The organism is Muricoccus nepalensis, assembly GCF_006438825.1.
Classification (GTDB): Bacteria; Pseudomonadota; Alphaproteobacteria; order Acetobacterales; family Acetobacteraceae; genus Roseomonas; species Roseomonas nepalensis.
The window spans coordinates 467233-485296 of sequence record NZ_RCZP01000001.1 but is presented as its reverse complement, the minus strand read 5'-3'; the positions used below and the strand labels follow the sequence as shown (position 1 = coordinate 485296).

Annotated in this window: 24 protein-coding genes; 16 read left to right on the top strand and 8 right to left on the bottom strand. The window is 73.8% G+C overall.

The window, feature by feature from the left end; all coding sequences use genetic code 11:
• Positions 1-52: 52 nt before the first annotated feature.
• From EAH89_RS02150 to EAH89_RS02135, 4 genes are all read left to right on the top strand, one after another.
• Positions 53-475: a DUF305 domain-containing protein gene (locus tag EAH89_RS02150; RefSeq protein ID WP_241666801.1), complete on the top strand. Its 423-nt coding sequence runs from the start codon at positions 53-55 to the stop codon at positions 473-475.
• A gap of 10 nt (positions 476-485) precedes the next feature.
• Positions 486-1955, top strand: a complete 1470-nt coding sequence (locus EAH89_RS02145) for a YncE family protein (protein ID WP_140881100.1) — start codon at positions 486-488, stop codon at positions 1953-1955.
• 61 nt (positions 1956-2016) lie between these two features.
• Positions 2017-2544, top strand: a complete 528-nt coding sequence (locus tag EAH89_RS02140; protein ID WP_140881099.1) for an RNA polymerase sigma factor — start codon at positions 2017-2019, stop codon at positions 2542-2544.
• Complete coding sequence (locus EAH89_RS02135; protein ID WP_140881098.1) at positions 2541-3326, top strand: anti-sigma factor family protein; 786 nt, start codon at positions 2541-2543, stop codon at positions 3324-3326. The genes EAH89_RS02140 and EAH89_RS02135 overlap by 4 nt, the downstream gene beginning before the upstream one ends.
• A gap of 162 nt (positions 3327-3488) precedes the next feature.
• Here EAH89_RS02135 and EAH89_RS02130 read toward each other — a convergent pair whose 3' ends face one another.
• The 5 genes from EAH89_RS02130 to EAH89_RS02110 form a co-directional block, all read right to left on the bottom strand.
• The gene (locus EAH89_RS02130) at positions 3489-3716 is read right to left on the bottom strand and encodes a hypothetical protein (RefSeq protein WP_140881097.1); all 228 of its coding nucleotides are present in this window, start codon (positions 3714-3716) and stop codon (positions 3489-3491) included.
• Positions 3717-3972: 256 nt separating this feature from the next.
• Positions 3973-4707, bottom strand: a complete 735-nt coding sequence (gene flgH, locus EAH89_RS02125) for a flagellar basal body L-ring protein FlgH (RefSeq protein ID WP_140881096.1) — start codon at positions 4705-4707, stop codon at positions 3973-3975.
• An 11-nt stretch (positions 4708-4718) separates the two neighbouring features.
• Positions 4719-5666: a flagellar basal body P-ring formation chaperone FlgA gene (flgA, locus tag EAH89_RS02120; RefSeq protein ID WP_140881095.1), complete on the bottom strand. Its 948-nt coding sequence runs from the start codon at positions 5664-5666 to the stop codon at positions 4719-4721.
• 5 nt (positions 5667-5671) lie between these two features.
• The gene (flgG, locus tag EAH89_RS02115; protein WP_140881094.1) at positions 5672-6457 is read right to left on the bottom strand and encodes a flagellar basal-body rod protein FlgG; all 786 of its coding nucleotides are present in this window, start codon (positions 6455-6457) and stop codon (positions 5672-5674) included.
• 122 nt (positions 6458-6579) lie between these two features.
• Complete coding sequence (locus EAH89_RS02110) at positions 6580-7326, bottom strand: flagellar hook basal-body protein (protein WP_140881093.1); 747 nt, start codon at positions 7324-7326, stop codon at positions 6580-6582.
• A gap of 229 nt (positions 7327-7555) precedes the next feature.
• Between EAH89_RS02110 and EAH89_RS02105 the strand changes: the two genes are divergently transcribed.
• The 9 genes from EAH89_RS02105 (at position 7556) to speE (ending at position 15565) form a co-directional block, all read left to right on the top strand.
• Positions 7556-8149 carry a flagellar basal body-associated FliL family protein gene (locus tag EAH89_RS02105; RefSeq protein ID WP_140881092.1) on the top strand — a complete coding sequence of 198 codons (594 nt, stop codon included), beginning with the start codon at positions 7556-7558 and terminating at the stop codon, positions 8147-8149.
• 10 nt (positions 8150-8159) lie between these two features.
• Entirely contained in the window at positions 8160-9257 is a 1098-nt protein-coding gene (gene fliM / locus EAH89_RS02100) for a flagellar motor switch protein FliM (protein ID WP_140881091.1), read from the top strand.
• Entirely contained in the window at positions 9254-9682 is a 429-nt protein-coding gene (locus tag EAH89_RS02095) for a DUF6468 domain-containing protein (protein ID WP_140881090.1), read from the top strand. The genes fliM and EAH89_RS02095 overlap by 4 nt, the downstream gene beginning before the upstream one ends.
• On the top strand, positions 9679-10341 hold the full coding sequence (locus EAH89_RS02090) for a MotE family protein (RefSeq protein ID WP_140881089.1): 663 nt from the start codon (positions 9679-9681) through the stop codon (positions 10339-10341). Before EAH89_RS02095 ends, EAH89_RS02090 begins: the two co-directional genes overlap by 4 nt.
• A 16-nt stretch (positions 10342-10357) precedes the next feature.
• Positions 10358-10738 (top strand): chemotaxis response regulator CheY, encoded by a 381-nt coding sequence (locus EAH89_RS02085; protein ID WP_408906278.1) that lies wholly within the window; start codon positions 10358-10360, stop codon positions 10736-10738.
• A complete protein-coding gene (locus EAH89_RS02080) occupies positions 10731-11285 on the top strand; it encodes a protein phosphatase CheZ (protein WP_140881087.1) in 555 nt (184 codons plus the stop codon). The genes EAH89_RS02085 and EAH89_RS02080 overlap by 8 nt, the downstream gene beginning before the upstream one ends.
• Complete coding sequence (locus EAH89_RS02075; protein WP_140881086.1) at positions 11285-14011, top strand: fantastic four family protein; 2727 nt, start codon at positions 11285-11287, stop codon at positions 14009-14011. The genes EAH89_RS02080 and EAH89_RS02075 overlap by 1 nt, the downstream gene beginning before the upstream one ends.
• 161 nt (positions 14012-14172) lie before the next feature.
• Entirely contained in the window at positions 14173-14619 is a 447-nt protein-coding gene (gene speD / locus EAH89_RS02070; RefSeq protein ID WP_140881085.1) for an adenosylmethionine decarboxylase, read from the top strand.
• Between the two features lie 73 nt (positions 14620-14692).
• Positions 14693-15565: a polyamine aminopropyltransferase gene (speE, locus tag EAH89_RS02065; protein WP_140881084.1), complete on the top strand. Its 873-nt coding sequence runs from the start codon at positions 14693-14695 to the stop codon at positions 15563-15565.
• A gap of 27 nt (positions 15566-15592) precedes the next feature.
• On the opposite strand, the gene fliP is transcribed toward speE, so the two are convergent.
• Genes fliP through EAH89_RS02055 form a run of 3 tightly spaced genes read right to left on the bottom strand, consistent with a single transcriptional unit; the run spans position 15593 to position 16818 of the window.
• Complete coding sequence (gene fliP, locus EAH89_RS02060; RefSeq protein WP_408906277.1) at positions 15593-16276, bottom strand: flagellar type III secretion system pore protein FliP; 684 nt, start codon at positions 16274-16276, stop codon at positions 15593-15595.
• A 26-nt stretch (positions 16277-16302) separates the two neighbouring features.
• The gene (locus tag EAH89_RS32410; protein WP_241666800.1) at positions 16303-16548 is read right to left on the bottom strand and encodes a FliO/MopB family protein; all 246 of its coding nucleotides are present in this window, start codon (positions 16546-16548) and stop codon (positions 16303-16305) included.
• A 24-nt stretch (positions 16549-16572) separates the two neighbouring features.
• Positions 16573-16818 (bottom strand): hypothetical protein, encoded by a 246-nt coding sequence (locus EAH89_RS02055; protein ID WP_140881082.1) that lies wholly within the window; start codon positions 16816-16818, stop codon positions 16573-16575.
• A gap of 95 nt (positions 16819-16913) precedes the next feature.
• Here EAH89_RS02055 and EAH89_RS02050 point away from each other — a divergent pair, with 95 nt between their 5' ends.
• From EAH89_RS02050 to EAH89_RS02040, 3 genes are read left to right on the top strand one after another with little or no spacing between them, the layout of a single operon-like run.
• Positions 16914-17321 carry a flagellar basal body rod protein FlgB gene (locus EAH89_RS02050; protein WP_162861302.1) on the top strand — a complete coding sequence of 136 codons (408 nt, stop codon included), beginning with the start codon at positions 16914-16916 and terminating at the stop codon, positions 17319-17321.
• A gap of 20 nt (positions 17322-17341) precedes the next feature.
• Complete coding sequence (gene flgC / locus EAH89_RS02045) at positions 17342-17749, top strand: flagellar basal body rod protein FlgC (RefSeq protein ID WP_140881080.1); 408 nt, start codon at positions 17342-17344, stop codon at positions 17747-17749.
• Positions 17749-18042 (top strand): flagellar hook-basal body complex protein FliE, encoded by a 294-nt coding sequence (locus EAH89_RS02040; RefSeq protein WP_140881079.1) that lies wholly within the window; start codon positions 17749-17751, stop codon positions 18040-18042. The genes flgC and EAH89_RS02040 overlap by 1 nt, the downstream gene beginning before the upstream one ends.
• Positions 18043-18064 lie beyond the last annotated feature (22 nt).

The following is an 18064-nucleotide window of genomic DNA, read 5'->3' as shown; positions in this document are numbered from 1 at the left end:
ACCACCGCCCCCAGCGTCTCCCCCGCATCGACACCCGTGCAAAGGACCTGCCGTGACCGGATGCTTGAAGCGAAAGGGCGCTGCCGCCGCCCTGATCATGGTCCTGCTCGCGAGCCCCGTGCTGGCGCATGAGGGGCACCACCACGGGCCGCCGGCGGCAGCCCCCGCCGGGGAGGCCGCCTTCCTGGCCGAGAACGAGGCGGCCATGACGAGGATGATGGAGGCCATGGCCGCCCGCCCCACGGGCGACATCGACCGGGACTTCGTCGCGATGATGGCCCCTCACCACCAGGGCGCGATCGACATGGCGACGGCTCTCCTGCGCCACGGCGGCAACGAGACGCTGCGCCGCCTGGCGCAGGAGATCATCGTCACGCAGCAGCAGGAGATCGCGGCCATGCAACTCGCCCTCGGCGAGGCGCCCCCGCCCTCCGCCCCGGCACCCACCCAGGCCACGCCCGCTTCCGACCGCTAGGACAGCCCCGATGAACGCACGCCTTCTCGCCACCGCCTGCCTGGGCGGAAGCCTTCTCGCGGCCCTCGGCGCGCCCGCGGCCTTCGCCGGCCAGGCGCCGGCGGCCGCCTCCGCGCCCGACACGCCGGTCTCCCACCGGGACCGCGTCTACGCGGCCGAGCAGTTCTCCAACACCGTCTCCGTCACCGATCCCGCGAGCAACGCGCTGCTCGGCGTGATCCGGCTCGGCGACCCGCAGCCCGGCAACTTCAGCCCGCTCTACCGCGGGCAGGTGCTCGTGCACGGCATGGGCTTCTCGCCCGACCACCGCACCCTCGCCGTGGTCTCCATCGGCAGCAACGCCGTCACCTTCGTCGACACCGCCACCAACGCGGTGAAGCACACGACCTATGTCGGCCGCTCCCCGCACGAGGCCTTCTTCACGCCGGATGGCTCCGAGGTCTGGGTCACCGTCCGCGGGGAGGACTACGTCGCCGTCCTCGACGCGACGACCTACGCGGAGAAGACCCGCATCCGCGTTCCCGCCGGCCCGGGAATGACGATCTTCTCGCCGGACGGGGCCTACGGCTATGTCTGCTCCTCCTTCAACCCGGAGACGGTCGTGGTCGCGACGGCCAGCCACGAGATCGTCGGCCGCGTGAAGCAGGAGAGCCCCTTCTGCCCGAACATCGCGGCGACGCCGGACGGCACCCAGGTCTGGATGACGCTGAAGGACGTTGGCCGGACCATGGTGTTCAACGCCCGCCCGCCCTTCAACATCATCCGCACCATGGACACCGGCCCGATCACCAACCACGTCAACTTTGCCCGCACGCCGCGGGGCACCTTCGCCTACGTCACGGTGGGCGGGTTGAACGAGGTGAAGGTGCTGCGGACCGACGACTTCTCCCCGGTCGCCACCATCCCGGTCGGCAAGCTGCCGCACGGGCTCTGGCCCTCGGGCGACGGCAGCCGGATCTACGTCGGGCTGGAGAACGCGGACGCGCTCGCGGTCATCGACACGGCGACGAACGCGGTCATCGGCAACGTGCCGGTCGGGCAGGCGCCGCAGGCCCTGGCCTATGTGCCGGGCGCGGTGCCCGAGGGCGACGGAAGGGCGAACCTCCAGCCGCTGGGCCTGGCCGGGCAGACCGCCCACATCACGCTCGGCGAGCCGGACGGCGCGGGCATGCCGACGAGCGTCTCGCTCTTCGACCAGGGGCTGACCCAGGTGCTGCAGGCCTCCGTCACGGGGCTCGCGCCGCGCCGGCCCTACACGCTGGCCCTGGCGGAGCACGCCGACGGAGGCGGCACCCTGCAGCCGCTGGCCGCCTTCACGACCAACCCCGCGGGCTCGGCCATCGTCAACACCGTGGGCCCGATCCGGCAGGTGCTGGGGGGCGGGGCGCCGCAGGACGGGCGGACGGGGCGCCGCTACCTCGTCATCGCCCCGGGCGGCGCGGACGGGCTGGGCGCCCCCGTGCAGGTGCAGCAGCCCTGATGCGGCGGGCCCGTCCGGGCGCCGCCGGGCGGGCCCTCGCCCCGGCCGGGACCGCCTCCCCATGAACGACATGGCGCAGCTCATCGAGCCGCTCATCCCCGCCCTCCGCCGCTACGCCCGCGCCCTGCTGCGCGACCGCGCCGCCGCCGACGACCTCGTGCAGGACGGGCTGGAGCGCGCCGTGGGCCGCTGGCACCAGCGCCGGGCCGACGGCAGCGCGCGCAGCTGGCTCTTCGCCATCGTGCACAACCTCGCCGTCAACCGGATGCGCCAGTCCAGCCGACGCGGCCCGCACCTGCCGCTGGAGGCCGCCGACGGCGTCGGCGCCGGCACGCCCGCCCAGGAGCAGGCATGGCAGCACCGGGACCTCCTGCGCGCGCTGCAGGCGCTGCCGGAGGAGCAGCGCAGCGTCGTCCTGCTCGTGTCGGTCGAGGATCTTTCCTACGCCGAGGTGGCCGAGGCGCTGAAGATCCCCATCGGCACGGTGATGTCGCGCCTGTCCCGGGGGAGGGAGAGGCTGCGGCTGGCCATGGAGGGCGCGCCCGCCGCCGAAGCGGCCGGCACCCCGCATCTTCGGAGGGTCAAATGAGCACGCGCCCGGTCACCGAGGACGATCTGCACGGGCTGGTGGACCGGCGCCTCGACGCGTCGCGGCAGGCCGAGGTCGAGGCCTATCTCGCCCTGCATCCCGAGGTCGCGGCCCGCGTCGCGGGCTACCGACTCCAGCGCGCGGCCCTGCGGGAGGCGCTGGCGCCCGTCGCCGAGGAGCCGCTGCCGCCCGGAATGGCGATCGGGCGCCTCGTCGCGGCGCGGCGCCGCCCCGCCCTGGCCGGCTGGCGCGCGGCCGCGGCCGCCCTGCTGATGCTCGGCCTCGGGGGCGCCGGCGGCTGGGGCCTGCACGGCCTGGCGGCGCCGGCCGTGCAGGAACCAACCCAGGGCATCGCCGCGCTGTCCCAGCAGGCGGCCGACAGCTACGCCGTCTACGCGTCCGATCGCGAGCGGCCGGTCGAGCTGCGCGCGAGCAGCCGGGCCGAGCTGGTGGCCTGGGCCTCCGAGCGGCTCGGCCGGCCGGTCACGCCACCCGACCTCTCCGCCGCCGGCTACCGGCTCATGGGCGGGCGCGTGGTCCCGACCCCGCAGGGCCCGGCCGCGATGTTCATGTTCGACAACGATCACGGCACGCGGCTGGTGCTGCTCACGCGCGGCATGGCGGTGGATCGGGACACCTCCATGGCCCACCACGCCCGCGGCGCGGTCGGTGCCTTCACCTGGTCGTCCGAGGGGAACGGCTACAGCCTGGTGGGCGCGCTGCCGGCGACCGCCCTGCACCCGCTGGCCGACGAGGTCCGCCGGCAGATGAGAAAGGCCTGAGCGCCGCCAGCCTTCCCGCGGTGGCTGGCGACACAGCCGCCGGAGAACCCATGTTCTTGGGCGGCTGCCGTCCCATCACCGCCGGTTCAAGCCGGACGTCTTGGCACCATGCACGGGGTAGCCGGGAGGGAGCTCCACCGGCTGAGAAGGCCAGCATCCTGACTAGCTGGTGAAATAGTACCTCTCGGCCCAGGTCCATGGCGGATCCATCCGGGCCATGGCGGCGTCGCGCCCCTGGGACGGAACGGGAGCCATGGCCTCGGCCCCCGACGGATGCGGGGTGGAACCGGCAGCCATGAGGAGCGGCAAGGCGACCAGCGCCAGCCTGCCTACCGCCGCGAGCCGACCCTTGCCGAGTCCGAAAGGACCATCGTTGAGCGTCGTCATCATCGCCGGGTTCCCCTGCTTCGTGGTCGTCCGGGTCTAGACACCGGACCGAAGCGCCTATTCCCTGATCCCCCAGAAATACCCTCGAGACACACAAGTGGATCGGCACGCTGTGATGCCTCCAAACTTCCCAGCAAAACGCGCGGGCGGCTTCCACTCCGCACACGCGTTCGTCACCCCGTTGACGAAGGCACGCGTCTCGCCGCGCCAGAGGATGCGCGAGGGGTAAGGGGAACGATCGCCACATCCCGTCCCCATCCTAGAACGGCAGGATCGTGTCCAGCACCTGCTGCCCGTAGCGCGGCTGCTGCACGTCGCTCACCGTGCCCCGCCCGCCATAGGCGATCCGCGCCTCGGCCAGCCGGTCATGCTGCACCGTGTTGTCGCTCGCGATGTCCTGCGGCCGGATGATCCCCGCGATGGTCAGGTCCCGCATCTCCGCGTTCACCCGCACCTGCTGCCGCCCGCCGACGACGAGGTTCCCGTTCGGCAGCACCTGGTTCACCGTCGCCGCGATCCGCATCGTCACCGCCTCGTTGCGCTGGATCTTTCCCTCGCCCGAGGAGCTGTTCGCCGAGTTCGCCTGCACCAGCCGCGACGGGTCGATGCTGTTCGGCAGGAACCGCATGTAGCTCGAATCGAGCCCCAGCAGCCGCGGGATCCCCATGTTCTCCGAGTTGTCGCGCGACCGCTCGGAGGAGTTGGAGAGCTGCGCCGTGTCCTTGATCGCGACGAGCACCGTGATCAGGTCCCCCACCGCCGCCGCCCGCTGGTCGCGCAGGAAGGTCCGGCTGCCCGGCCGCCAGAGGCTGTTCGCCGCCAGGTTGCGCGCGTCCTGCGGCGCGGGCATCGGCATGGAGACGGGACGGTAGTCCGGGCTGCGCGTCGGGTCCGCGATCGGCGCGAGGTCCGGCGGGTGCCCGATCCGCGCCAGCCGCTCGACCGAGCCGCAGCCCGACAGAAGAACCCCCAGGAACAGGCAGGCGATCCGCATGGATTTTTTCCTCACCGGCTGACCGGAACACTGCCGAAGGCCACCCGCACCCGCCCAGGGCCGAGCGCCTCCGCCTCCACCACGCTGCGCGAGGCAAGGTTCATCACGGGCACCGTCTCGCCGCGCGCGGCCGAGGCCATCGCGCGCCCCTGGGCCGTCATGCTGATGCCGGGCCCGTCGATCATCATCAGCACCATCGCGTTCCGCTCGATCACCGCCGGCGCCGAGAGGTCGACGAGCGCGAAGGGAAGCCCCTCCGCCACCGGCCGCCGGAGCGCCTTGCCCACGACCTGCCCGAGGTCGGTCGCGACCCCCGGCCGGACCCGTTCGGAGCGCTGCCGCACCAGCCGCAGGTCCTCCGCCCGCACCACGTCGCCGAGCCCGAGCCGCCGCGTCGCCACCACCACCGCCGCCGTCGCCACCGCCCGCCCCGCGATCCGCATCCGCAGCGTCGGCATCCCCTCCGCCACCACCACCAGCGTCGCCGAGAAGCGATTCGTCGCCGCCTCGAAGGCGGGCTGCTCGAGCGAGAGCTGCGTGAAGGAGGACAGCGGCACCATCGGCGGCTGGAAGCCCGGCATCTCGAGCTCGGCCGCGGGATCGAGCCCGAGCCGCCCGAACTCGCCCCGCAGCAGGTCCGCCACCTCGTCGCGCGGCACCGCGCGCCCCGGCCTCTCCACCACCACCGTGTCGGCGGCCGTGAGCGGCCGCCACATCACGCCGTGAGCGCGGGCGATGGCATAGAGCTGAGCCGTCTCCACCACGATCCGCCGCCCCGGCGCCGGCGCCGGCCCCACGACCCGCCCGGCGTTCGGCCCCGCGTCCTCGAAGAGGTCCGACAGCCGGATCGCCGCGTCCTCCACCACCGCGTGCGGCCGCAGCATCGCCAGATCCGCCCGCGCCGCCCCCGGCAGGAGCAGCGCCGCGAGCAGCGGCAGCGCGAGAAGGGCGCCCCGCACGGCCGTCACCGCAGCCGCGCGACGGTGCTGAGCATCTCGTCGCTCGCGGTGATGACCTTGCTGTTCATCTCGTAGGCCCGCTGCGCCGTGATCAGGCTCGTGATCTCCTGCACGACGTTGACGTTCGAGGTCTCGATGAAGCCCTGCATCAGGTTGCCGTAGCCGGGCGAGCCCGGCGCCCCCTGCTGCGCCGCGCCCGACGAGTTGGAAGCCATCAGCAGGTTGTCGCCCACCGCCTCCAGCCCCCCCTCGTTGGCGAAGATCGCGAGCTGGAACTGCCCCACGTTCTGCGGCGCCGTCTGCCCGTCAAGCTTCACCAGCACCTCGCCGTTGCCGTTGATCGTCACGTCCCGCGCGTTCGGCGGCACCGTCACGCCCGGCAGCACCGGGAAGCCCTCCGCCGTCACGATCACGCCCTCCGGCGAGAGGCCGAGCGTGCCGTCCCGCGTGTAGGCCGTCTCGCCCGAGGGAAGCTGCACCTGCAGGAAGCCGTTGCCGCGGATGGCCACGTCGAACTTGTTCTCGGTCTGCTGCAGGCTGCCCTGCTCGTGGATGCGGTAGACCCCCGCCGCCCGCACGCCGAGCCCCACCTGCGCGCCGGACGGCAGCGTGCTGCCCGTGTCCGACGACTGCGACCCCACCCGCCGCATGTTCTGGTACATGAGGTCCTGGAACTCCGCGCGCCGGCGCTTGAAGCCTGTGGTGCTCATGTTCGCGATGTTGTTGGAGATGACCTCGACGTTGGTCTGCTGGGCCATCATGCCCGTGCCGGCCGTCCAGAGCGCGCGCATCGCCTAGTACTCCCAGGCCGGCAGGCGCCGGCCGTGATGTGATGAAGCCCACCCGGTGCCCCGGCGCAGGCCCGGAGCCCCCTCCGCCCGCGCCGCCCGGCCCACCGCCCGCCCGCGCCGCATCAGCCGCGCTTCCGCAGGATGCGCTCGACGGCGGACGAGACCCGCTCGCCCTCCTTCTCGACGAACTGCGCCATGAACTGGAACTCCCTCATCTCGGTCGTCAGCCGCGTCAGCTCGATCACCGGCCGCACGTTGCTGCCCTCGAGCGCCCCCTGGACCACCGCCGGCCGCTCGATCGGCTCCGGCGCCTGGCCGGGCGCCGCCGCCAGCAGCCGGTCGCCCTCCGCCTGCATCCGCTGCGGCTCGGCGAAGCGCACCACGCGGATCCGCCCGATCTCGCCGTTCTCGCTCGACAGCGTACCGTCGCCGCGAATCGTCAGCCGCGTGTCGTTCGGCGAGACCCGCAGCGGGTTCCCCGCCGCGTCGAGCAGCGCGTTGCCCTCCATGTCGACGATGCCGCCCTCGGGGCCGAGGCTGAACCGCCCCGCCCGCGTGTAGCGCTCCCCGCGCGGCGTCTGGACGGAGAAGAGCCCCTCGCCGGAGATCGCGACGTCGAGCGGGTTGCCCGTGGTCTGCACCGGCCCCGCCTGCTCGTCCCGCCAGGTCGAGCGGTCCTGCGTGAAGTGGAGGGACTCGCCGCCTGGCGCCGGCCGCAGCCCACGCTGGCGCTCCAGGTGGTCCGCGAAGACGGGGCGCGACGCCCGGAAGCCCGGCGTCTCCGCGTTCGCCATGTTATGGGCCAGCACGGCCGTGGCCCTGTTCTGCGCCACCAGCCGCGAGAGCGCGATGTAGCCGGGATTGTCCATCGCTGCCGCCTGCCTCCTGCCGTCGGGAGCGCCATCATGCGGCGCCAGGGTTTCGAAACCCTTTGCGCAACCCCCGTGCCACCCCTTTCCCGGGCCCGGCGGCGCCATCCCTGCCGGGGCCCGGGCAAAATCTGCCGCCCGGGCGCCCATCCCCGCCGCCCGAAAGCCTTTCTTAAGGGCCGCCCCCCCATGATCCCCCCATCGGAACGGCAGGAAGCACCCGGCAGCGATGTCCAGCGCGGCAACCACGGTCAGCGAGGCGGAGGAAGCCCCCAAGAAGGGCGGCAAGAAGAAGCTCATCCTCATCGCCCTCGTCCCGCTCGTGCTCGGCGGCGCGGGCGCCGGCCTCTGGTTCAGCGGCCTCCTGCCCTTCGGCAAGTCCGCCGACCACGCGGAAGGCCACGTCGCCCCCGCGGCCGCCCACGGCGCCCCCGCCGCCGGCCACGGCGCCTCCGCCGGCCACGGGGCGGCCGCCGGACACGGCGCGGCGCCCGCCGCCGCCCCGCGCCCCGCCGGCCCGCCCGTCTTCATGGACATGCCGGAGATCCTGACCAACCTCAACGTGACGGGCCGCCGCGCGACCTTCATCCGCCTCCGCGCGAAGCTCGAGCTCTCCGCCGAGGGCGACACCGCCGCCGTCAACGCCGCGATGCCCCGCCTGCTGGACCTCTTCCAGACCTACCTCCGCGAGATGCGCCCGGAGGAGCTGCGCGGCAGCCAGGGCACCTACCGCCTGCGCGAGGAGCTCCGGAACCGTGCCGGCCTCGCCGTCGGTCCGGGCAAGGTGCTCGACGTCCTCTTCGTCGAACTCATCGTCCAGTGAGCGCCGGCCGATGAGCACCGAGGACGAGGACCTCGCCGCCGCCTGGGGCGCCTCCCTCGAGGAGGAGGAGCAGGAGGGGGACGCGGAGGGCGGCGCCCCCGCCGTCGGCGGCGCCCCCGCCGTCGGCGGCGCCGACGCTGCCCGCGTCCTCAACCAGGCCGAGATCGACAGCCTCCTCGGCTTCGACGACAGCCCGCAGGGCGAGGCCAAGTCCGGCATCGAGCAGATCATCAGCAGCGGCCTCGTCTCCTACGAGCGCCTGCCGATGCTCGAGATCGTCTTCGACCGGCTGGTGCGGCTGATGAGCACCACGCTTCGCAACTTCACCTCCGACAATGTCGAGGTCTCGATCGACGGCATCACCTCGCTCCGCTTCGGCGACTACCTCAACTCCATCCCGCTGCCCGCCATGCTCGCCGTCACCAAGGCGAAGGAGTGGGACAACTACGGGCTGATGGTCGTCGACTCCGCGATGATCTACTCCGTGGTGGACGTGCTCCTCGGCGGCCGACGCGGTACCGCCGCTATGCGGATCGAGGGCCGTCCATACACCACGATCGAGCGCACCCTCGTCGAGCGGCTCATCAGCGTCGTCCTGCGCGACGTCTCCGCCGCCTTCCAGCCGCTCTGCCCCGTCGAGTTCCAGTTCGAGCGCCTGGAGGTGAACCCGCGCTTTGCCACCATCTCCCGCATGTCGAACGCGTCGATCCTCGTAAAGCTCCGCATCGAGATGGAGGACCGCGGCGGCCGCATGGAGCTGCTCCTCCCCTACGCGACGCTCGAGCCCGTGCGCGAGCTCCTGCTCCAGCAGTTCATGGGCGAGAAGTTCGGCCGCGACTCCATCTGGGAGAACCACCTCGCCGACGAGCTCCGCCACACCGAGGTCGCGCTCGACGTCGTCCTCGACGACCAGCCCCTGCCGCTCTCGACCATCGTCAACCTCAAGGCAGGCGACCGCCTCACCCTGAACGTCGGCCCTGGCGCCCCCGTCCTGCTGCGCTGCGGCGAGGTCCCCCTCTTCGAGGCTATGCTCGGGCGCCGCGAGAACCGCCTCGCCGTCCGGATCGAGCGAGAGCTGAAGCGGATGAAGTCGGAGGAGCCGGCATGAGCCTCGCCAGCCTGGGCGTGATCGAGTGGCTGCTGCAGGGCGCGCTCCTGCTCCTCCTCCTCGCCGCCATCCCCTTCGCCGTCCGGCTCGAGCGCGGCTTGGCCGCCATCCGCCGCGACCGCGCCGCGCTAAACGACGGCGCCGAGGGCTTCGAGGCCGCCGCCCGCGGCGCGCAGTCGGTGCTCGCCGCGCTCCGCGCCTCCCTCGAGGTCCAGGCCCGCCAGACCGCCGCCGCCGAGGCCCTTCGCGAGGACCTCCGCTTCCTCGTGGAGCGCGCCGAGAGCCTCGCCGACCGCCTCGAGGCCGGCGTCCGCCAGGGCCGCCCCCTCGCGCCGGTCCCGGGCGTCGTCGCCGCGCCCTCCGAGGAAGCGCCGCGCAGCCAGGCCGAGCGCGACCTCCTTCAGGCGCTGAGGATGGCCCGTTGAGCCCTCTTCCCACCCTCCGGCGCCGCCTGGGCGCGGGGCTGGTCGGCCGCAAGCCGCGCCTCCTCCCCGTGATCCTCGCCACCTGCGCCGGCCTCGCGCTGGTGAAGGCGCAGGCCCTCATCCGCGCGGTCCCCGACGGCGGCGCGATCGTCTCCGGCGCCGCGGCCTCCACCCCGGCCCCGCCGCCCCCCGCCGCGCCCGCGCCGGCCGCCGCCCCCGCGCCCCCGCCGCCGCCCGACCCGGTCGACCAGGCGGAGCGCGCGCTGCTCGGCCGCCTGCGCGAGCGCCGCGCCGAGATCGAGGCGCGCGAGGCCGCCTTCGCCGCCCGCGAATCCGTCCTCGCCGCGGCCGAGCGCCGCCTGACCGCGCGCCTCGAGGAGATGGCCGCCCTGCAGTCCCGCCTTGAGGCCCTCGAGCGCGGCCGCGGCGAGCGCGAGGAGGCCGGCTGGCGCGGGCTGGTCAAGACCTACGAGGCGATGCGCCCGCGCGACGCCGCCACCGTATTCGACGACCTGGAGATGCCCGTGCTCGTCCAGATCGTGAACCGCATGCGGGAGGCGAAGGCCGCCCCCGTGATCGGCGCCATGCGGCCCGATCGGGCAAGAAGCCTGACCGCGGAGCTGGCCCGGCTCCGCGCCGCGACAAATCGTACGGACTGAAAGGAGAGCCATTACGATGGACAAGAACACCAACGTGCTCATCGTCGACGACTACAAGACGATGCTGCGCATCATCCGAAACCTCCTGAAGCAGCTCGACTTCAACAACGTCGAGGAGGCGACCGACGGCCAGGAGGCGCTCTCCAAGCTGCGCGCCGGCAACTTCGGCCTCATCATCTCCGACTGGAACATGGAGCCGATGACCGGCCTCGACCTCCTGAAGGAGGTGCGCGCCGACGCCCGCCTGAAGCCGATCCCCTTCATCATGATCACGGCCGAGAGCAAGACCGAGAACGTCGTCGCCGCGCGGGCCGCCGGCGTCTCGAACTACATCGTCAAGCCCTTCAACGCCGAGACGCTCCGCGAGAAGATCGAGAAGGTGATGGCCCATGCTTAAGGTGGACCGAGCCCAGATCGCCCTGAACGTCATGTCCGGCCTCAACAAGACCGAAGCGACCCTCCTGCAGGAGCTGGAAGCCCTCGGCCGCCTCGTCTCCGCCGCCAAGGAGGAGATCGCGGCGATGCGCGTGGAGAACGTGGACGCCACGCACCTCCCCGCCGCCACCGACGAGCTGGACGAGGTGGTCAAGAGCACCGCCAACGCCGCCAACGAGATCCTCGACGTCTGCGAGACGCTCGAGAACCTCCAGCCGACCCTCGCCCCGGAGGCCGCCGACACCGTCGCCGTCTGCGTCACCCGCATCTACGAGGCCTGCGCCTTCCAGGACATCACCGGCCAGCGCATCGGCAAGGTGGTGAACGCGCTGAAGCAGATCGAGCAGCGCGTGCGCGAGACCACGGGCCGCTACGCCCCGGCCGCCTCGCTCCCGGCCCGCAGCGCCCCCGCCCGCACGGAGGGCGAGCGCCTGGCCAACGGCCCCCAGCCCGTCGCCGCCGCCTCCTCCCAGGCGGAGATCGACGCGCTGCTGGCGAGCTTCGACTGATGCGCGGCGCGGCGGCCGGCCTCGCGCTCCTCCTCCTCGCCTCGCCCGCCCTGGCGGAGCGCGTGGGGGTGCGCCTGAGCGACCAGCCCGGCCACGGCCGGGTGGTGCTGGACCTCGCCGCGCCGACCATCCCCTACCAGATCGAGGAATGGCCGAGGGGCACCTTCGTGCGCCTCGGCCCCGACCACGCGCTCGACCTGCCCGCCGGCCGCCGGCTGCCCCGCAACCTCCGGGGCCTCGAGGCCAACGCGGACGGCCTGCTGCTCACCCTCCGCCCCGGCTCCCACCTCCGCGCCCAGCGCAGCGGCAACCGCCTCGTCCTCGACCTGATGGACGGCCCCGCGCCCTCGGCGACCCGCGCGACCGCGCGCCCGGCCGCCGCCCCGCCGCCCGCGGTGGAGGCCGCCGCGCCCGCGCCGCCCGCCACCCCCGTCGCCCAGCCCTTCGCACCCGCCCCGGTGCCCGAGCCGGCGCCCGCCGCGCCCGTCGCCGTCCCCCCGCCCGCGCCCACCGGCACGCCGCTCCGCGTGGCGGCGGACGGCGGCGCCCGCGCCCTGGTCCTGCCCCTGCCGGCCGAGACCGGCCTCGCCATCCTCCGCCGCGGCGACACACTCCTGCTCGTGCTCGACCAGCCGCACGAGCTCGACACGGCCGCCCTCCGCAACGACCCCGTCTTCGCCGGCCTGACCGTCGAGACCCAGCCCGAGGCGACCATCCTCCGCCTCCCGCTCGCCGCGCCCGGCGCCCTCCGCGCGCGCCGCGACGGCGGCCGCTGGATCCTCACCCCCGTCCCGGCGCCGGAGCGCGAGCGCTCCATCCTCGCGGAAGCCGAGGGCGGCCGCCTCGTGATGCGCGTCGCCGCCCCCGGCCGCCCGGTGCCCGTCGCCGACCCGGAGACCGGCCTTCCCCTCCTCCTCGGCACCGTCCGCGAGCCTGGCCAGGCCGTCGGCACGGCGCGCAGCCTCGCCCAGCTCGACATCCTCCCCACCCAGCTCGGCGTCGCGGCCCTCGCCCGCGCCGACACGGCCGCCCTTCGCCGCGCGGGCGACCGCTTCCTCCTCTCCGGCGTCACCGGCGTCGCGACCCTTCCCGACGCGACGGAAGCCGCCTCCATGTCGCGCCTGATGGAGCTCCCCGCCCTGGACCCGGGCGCCGCGCAGGAGCGCCTGCGCGCCCAGACCGGCAGCCTGGCCAACGCGCCCCCGCTTGCCCGCCTGCCCATTCGCCGCGCGGCGGCCGAGGGGATGCTCGCCCTCGGCATGGCCCACGAGGCCCAGGCGATGATGCGACTCTCCTTCCAGGAGGATTCGCGCGCCCCCACCGACCCCCAGGCGCTCCTCGTCCACGGCGCCGCCGCCCTCCTCGCGAACCGCCCGGCCGAGGCCCAGGGCCTCCTCGCCCCCAGCCTGCCCGCCAGCGACGAGCTCACCCTCTGGCGCGCGGTGCTCGCCACCATGAAAGGCGAGCCCGACGCGGCCCCCGGCTTCGCGGCGACGCTCCCCCTCGTCCTCACCTACCCCGAGCCGGTCCGCGCCCGCCTCCTCCCCATGGCCGCCGAGGCCCTGCTCGAGGGCGGCGACCTCGTCTCCGCCCGCCGCCTCCTCCGCGCGGCCGGCGAGCGCCCCGACCTCGCCTACGCCCGCGCCCGCCTCGCCGAGGCGGAGGGCCGCCAGGCCGAGGCCCTCGCCCTCTACGCCGCGGTGGGGGAGGGGAGGGACCGCCTCGCCCGCGCCCGGGCCATCCGCCGCTCCGTGGAGCTCCGCCTCGCCGCCGGCGCCCTCGACCCCGCCCGCGCCGCCGCCGCGCTCGAGGCCGGCCTCTTCGCCTGGCGCGGCGACGGCGAGGAGTTCGGCACGCGCCTCCGCATCGCCAGCCTCCGCCAGGCCGCCGGCGACAACCGCGCCGCGCTCGACCTCCTGCGCGAGACCGGCGAGGCCTTCCCCGAACGCGCCGAGGCCCTCCGCGCCGCGCAGGAGACCGCGCTCCTCCAGGCCCTGGCCACCGAGCAGCCGACGATCGCCGTCGCCCTCTTCGAGGCCAACGAGTCCCTCATCCCCCGCGATTCCCGCGCGACCGAGGCCCTCTCCGGCCTGGCCGAGCGCCTCGCCGCCATGGACCTGCCCGAGCGCGGCGCGGCGCTCGCCCAGCGCGCCTACGACCGCGCGCCCGCCGCCCAGCGCCCGGCGCTGGCCACCCAGCTCGCCGCGCTCCGCTTCGCCGCCGGCGACGCGCCGGGCACCCTGGCCGCGCTCGAGACGATGCCCGGCCGGCCCGACGAGGCGGTCGCGCGCGGCCTGCTCGCCGCCCGGGCGAAGGGCCGCCTGGGGGACGCGGAAGGCGCCGCGGCCATCCTCCGCGGCCTCGGCACGCCCGGCCTGCCCGCCCTGGCGGCCCTCCTGGCCGAGCGGCAGGACTGGGCCAGCGCCGCCGACGCCGCGGCCGCCCTCGCTGCCGCCCGGCCCGAGGACCCCTCCACCCCACGCGAGGTCCTCCGCGCCGCCGCCTTCGCCACCCTCGCGCGCGACGCCGCGCGCCTCGCCGCGCTCCGCCAGCAATGGGGCGCGCAGCTCGGCACCGGGCCGCTCGCCGAGGCCTTCCGCCTGCTCACCACCGACCCCGTGCAAGGGCTGGCCGACCTCCCCCGCCTCACCCGCGAACTGGACCTTTTCCGGGGAATTCCCGCAGGGCTGGAGGCCTTCCGGACCGCGGCCGCAGTTTCGCGCTGAGCTGCGCGCCGGACGCGGGGGGGCGCCGCGTTTTTTTCGGCCGGAAAAATCGTAATTTCGCTTGCGTGGGGGGGCACCGTGCCTCATATGCGCCCCCCGTTGACCTGATCGAATTCCCGATCGCCCTGGTCATCGCCGGTCGAGGATTGGGGGGCCCGCTCATGGACACTCTTGTTGCTCCGCTGGGGATGGTTTCGGATTTCAGCCCGAGCGAAGCCCTGCAGACGGAAGAGACGAAGGATTACTTCGTCGAGAAGAACGGCATTCGCTTCGCCGGCACTCACCTGATCATCGATCTGTGGGGGGCGACGAATCTCGACGACCCCGCGCATATCGACGAGATCCTGCGCGACGCCGCGATCGAGACGGGGGCCACGATCCTGCACGGCCACTTCCACCACTTCCAGCCCAACGGCGGGGTGAGCGGCGTGCTGGTGCTGGCCGAGAGCCACGTCTCGATCCACACCTGGCCCGAGAAGGCCTACGCCGCGCTCGACATCTTCGTCTGCGGCGCCTGCGACCCCTACCTGGCGATCCCCGTGCTCAAGCGCGGCTTCCTGCCGGAGCGGGTGCAGCTGGCGGAACACCGCCGCGGCATGCAGGCCTGACACCTGGCCACAACCTGACCTGACCGGGGGCGGATCCCAGGGTCCGCCCCTTCTTCTTGTCCGGAGCGCGCGAATGACGACCGACATCTGGGTGAACGAGACCCTCTACGCCGGTTGGGGCCAGCGCTTCCGCGTCGTGCGCGAGCTCGCCCGGGCGCGCTCCGACTTCCAGGACATCCTCATCTTCGAGTCCGAGACGCACGGCCGGGTCATGCTGCTCGACGGCGCCGTGCAGATCACCGAGATGGACGAGTTCGTCTACCAGGAGATGCTCGCCCACGTGCCGCTGCTCGCCCACGGCGACGCCCGGCGCGTCCTCATCATCGGCGCCGGCGACGGCGGCGTGCTCCGGCGCGTCCTCCAGCACCGCAACATCGAGCGCGCGGTGATGGTGGAGATCGACGGCGAGGTCATCCGCCTCGCCAAGGAGTTCCTGCCGGCCATCGCCGGAGACGCGTGGAACGACCCCCGCGCCGAGGTGCTGGTGGCCGACGGCATCGACTACGTCCGCCGCGCCGAGGCCGGCTCCTTCGACGTCGTCATCGTCGACAGCACGGACCCGATCGGCGTCGGCGAGGCCCTCTTCACCGACGAGTTCTACGCCAACGCCGCCCGTCTCCTGACGGACCGCGGCGTGGTCGTGAACCAGTGCGGCGTCCCCGCCATGCAGGCCGAGGAGCTGGCCGAGACCTCCCTCCGCCGCGCCAAGTCCTTCCCCGACATCGCCGCCTACGTTGCCGCCGTGCCCACCTATGTCGGCGGCCTCATGACCCTCGGCTGGTCCGGGAAGGATCCCGCCCTGCGCGCCGTCCCCACGGAAGAAATCCGGCGACGCGCGGAACGCGCCGGCATTCTCGGCACCACCGGCTACTGGACGCCGGAAATCCACGCGGGCGCCTTCAACCTGCCGCCCTACATCGCGAAGCACCTTCCGCCGCGCGGCTGATCCGGGGAGAATCCCGCCCCCCGCCGCCTACTGCCCGGCGAAGCCCTGCACGAGGCTCGCCGACACCAGCCGCCACCCGTCGACCATCACGAAGAAGATGATCTTGAACGGCAGCGCCACGACGCTCGGCGGCAGCATCATCATGCCCAGCGACATCAGCAGCGACGCCGCGACGAGGTCGATGACGAGGAACGGCAGGAACATGAGGAAGCCGATCTCGAAGCCCCGCTTCAGCTCGCTGACCATGAAGGCTGGCACGAGCGCCCGCCAGGGCGTCGCCTCCGGGCTCTCCGGGGCCGGCAGCCGCGCCAGGTCGAGGAACAGCGCGAGGTCCGAGTCCCGCGCGTTCGCCGCCATGAACTTCCGGAACGGATCCGCCGAGGCCGCGAGCCCATCCAGCTCAGCCATCTGCCCCGCGATCATCGGCTGCAGCCCCTGCGCCCAGGAGGCCTCGATCACGGGCTGCATGACGAAGAAGGTGAGGAACAGCGCGAGCCCGATGAGAACGGGGTTCGGCGGGATGCCCTGCGCGCCGATCGCGCTGCGCAGCAGCGACAGCACGATGACGATCCGCGCGAAGGCCGTCGCCATGACCAGCAGGGAAGGGGCCAGCGACAGCAGCCCGATGAGCGCCGTCAGCTGAACCAGCCGCGCCGTGCTGCCCGAGCCGGAGGCGCCGAGGTCGAGCGACACCGACTGCGCGAGCGCCACGCCGGGCAGCAGCAGGAAGCCGGCCGTCAGAGCCAGCCGACGAAGACGTCCTGCGGCCCGCCCGTGAGCACCAGCGCCTCGCGCCCGTCCACGCGCAGGATCACCGCCCGCCGCCGCGTGTCGAGCGGCGTCGCCTCCACCACCCGCACCCGGCGCGGCCCCGATGCCGCCAGCCCGCCCCGCCGCGCCAGCCGGGCCACCAGCCAGAGCAGCCCCAGCACGACCGCCAGCGCGCCCGCGACGGTCACCCACTGCCCCATGGCGTCGTTCATGCGCCCCCCCCCGGCCCGCGGCGCTCATCGCGCGCTAAGCCGGCCATGCAGCCCGTCCACCTGCTTGAGAAGGTCCGCGAGGGCGGGGAGCGCGATGCGCCCCTCCTCCGGCGGCAGGGCGGCGGCGGCGGAGCAGATCGTCTCCACCTCCTTGTCCAGTCCCTGAAGGTCGAGGCTTCTCCCGGTCAGGAGAAGGACCTCGGCAAGGCTCAGCACGCCGTGCAACTCGTCGACGGCGGCGAGAACGGCTTTTTGCGGCGTGCTCGTCATGCCCCCAGTCTGGCACCGCGAACCCTTCCGCTTCGTTAACGCCGCCCCGCGTCCCGTTAAGGAAGCGTCAGGGAAGCCGGCGGATAATGCCGGGCATGGACCGAATCAGCCCTCTCGCGGCGGCCGCCCGAAGCCCGATCGACCTCGCCGAGGCCCGCCTCCGCTGGCTCGACCGCCGGCAGGAGGTGCTGGCCCGCAACATCTCGAACGCGGACACGCCCAACTACCGCGCCCGCGACCTGACGCCCTTCGCGGCCCACCTCGCCCGCGCCGGCGCGGCGGACGGCCTGGCGCGCACCGACCCGCGCCACCTCGCCAGCAGCGGCGCCACCGCCGGCACCCGCCCCGACCCCGCGGCCGAGGTCTCGCCCGACGGCAACGCCGTCTCCCTCGACGAGCAGGCGCTCAAGGTCGCCGACACCGATACCGCCCACGCCCTCGCCATGGGCCTGCACCGGCGATGGATGGGCATGTTCCGCACGGCCCTCGGCCGCAACGGCTAGCCAGGAAGGGGATCAACGGCATGGACATGGACCGGGCGCTCCGCATCTCCGCCGCCGGCATGGCGGCGCAGTCCGCGCGCCTCCGCGTGGTCGCGGAGAACCTCGCCAACCGCGACAGCACGGGGGAGACGCCGGGCGCCGACCCGTACCGGCGCCGCACCGTCAGCTTCGCCAACCGCCTCGACCGCGCGACGGGCACGCAGACCGTGAACGTCGCCCGCATCGGCCAGGCGCAGGGCGAGTTCCCCAAGCGCTTCGACCCCTCGCACCCCGCCGCCGACGCCCAGGGCTACGTGAAGACCCCGAACGTCGACAGCCTCATCGAAGTCATGGACATGCGCGAGGCCCAGCGCTCCTACAGCGCGAACCTCTCCGTGCTCGAGGCCACGCGCGGCATGCTCACCCGCACGATCGAGTCGCTGCGCTGATGCCCGCGCCCATCGGCGCCGCGGCCGCGGTCGCCGCCTACCGCGGCGCGGCCGCGACCCCCGCCGCGGGCGGCGGGGAAGGCTTCGGCGGCGTCCTCCAGCGCGCGATCGAGGGCGCGGTCGACGCCGGCCGCAAGGCCGACGCCGCCAGCGCCGGCGCCCTCACCGGCCAGGTCGGCGTCACCGAGACGGTCCTCGCCGTCACGCGGGCCGAGATGGCCCTGCAAACCGCCGTCGCCGTCCGCGACCGCGTGGTCTCCGCGTACCAGGAAGTCATGCGGATGCCGATCTAGCCCGCATCCCGACGCACAAGGC

Bases quoted from the DNA above. Each gene is read 5' to 3' on its own strand.
- EAH89_RS02040 (WP_140881079.1), top strand. From the start codon at position 17,749: ATGCCCGCGCCCATCGGCGCCGCGGCCGCGGTCGCCGCCTACCGCGGC.
- EAH89_RS02110 (WP_140881093.1), bottom strand. From the start codon at position 7,326: ATGGACAATCCCGGCTACATCGCGCTCTCGCGGCTGGTGGCGCAGAAC.
- speD (WP_140881085.1), top strand. From the start codon at position 14,173: ATGGACACTCTTGTTGCTCCGCTGGGGATGGTTTCGGATTTCAGCCCG.
- EAH89_RS02075 (WP_140881086.1), top strand. From the start codon at position 11,285: ATGCGCGGCGCGGCGGCCGGCCTCGCGCTCCTCCTCCTCGCCTCGCCC.
- speE (WP_140881084.1), top strand. From the start codon at position 14,693: ATGACGACCGACATCTGGGTGAACGAGACCCTCTACGCCGGTTGGGGC.
- EAH89_RS02085 (WP_408906278.1), top strand. From the start codon at position 10,358: ATGGACAAGAACACCAACGTGCTCATCGTCGACGACTACAAGACGATG.
- flgG (WP_140881094.1), bottom strand. From the start codon at position 6,457: ATGCGCGCGCTCTGGACGGCCGGCACGGGCATGATGGCCCAGCAGACC.
- flgH (WP_140881096.1), bottom strand. From the start codon at position 4,707: ATGCGGATCGCCTGCCTGTTCCTGGGGGTTCTTCTGTCGGGCTGCGGC.
- EAH89_RS02055 (WP_140881082.1), bottom strand. From the start codon at position 16,818: ATGACGAGCACGCCGCAAAAAGCCGTTCTCGCCGCCGTCGACGAGTTG.
- EAH89_RS02145 (WP_140881100.1), top strand. From the start codon at position 486: ATGAACGCACGCCTTCTCGCCACCGCCTGCCTGGGCGGAAGCCTTCTC.
- fliM (WP_140881091.1), top strand. From the start codon at position 8,160: ATGAGCACCGAGGACGAGGACCTCGCCGCCGCCTGGGGCGCCTCCCTC.
- EAH89_RS02080 (WP_140881087.1), top strand. From the start codon at position 10,731: ATGCTTAAGGTGGACCGAGCCCAGATCGCCCTGAACGTCATGTCCGGC.
- EAH89_RS02135 (WP_140881098.1), top strand. From the start codon at position 2,541: ATGAGCACGCGCCCGGTCACCGAGGACGATCTGCACGGGCTGGTGGAC.
- EAH89_RS02095 (WP_140881090.1), top strand. From the start codon at position 9,254: ATGAGCCTCGCCAGCCTGGGCGTGATCGAGTGGCTGCTGCAGGGCGCG.
- EAH89_RS02050 (WP_162861302.1), top strand. From the start codon at position 16,914: ATGGACCGAATCAGCCCTCTCGCGGCGGCCGCCCGAAGCCCGATCGAC.
- EAH89_RS02105 (WP_140881092.1), top strand. From the start codon at position 7,556: ATGTCCAGCGCGGCAACCACGGTCAGCGAGGCGGAGGAAGCCCCCAAG.
- flgC (WP_140881080.1), top strand. From the start codon at position 17,342: ATGGACATGGACCGGGCGCTCCGCATCTCCGCCGCCGGCATGGCGGCG.
- EAH89_RS32410 (WP_241666800.1), bottom strand. From the start codon at position 16,548: ATGAACGACGCCATGGGGCAGTGGGTGACCGTCGCGGGCGCGCTGGCG.
- EAH89_RS02140 (WP_140881099.1), top strand. From the start codon at position 2,017: ATGAACGACATGGCGCAGCTCATCGAGCCGCTCATCCCCGCCCTCCGC.
- EAH89_RS02130 (WP_140881097.1), bottom strand. From the start codon at position 3,716: ATGATGACGACGCTCAACGATGGTCCTTTCGGACTCGGCAAGGGTCGG.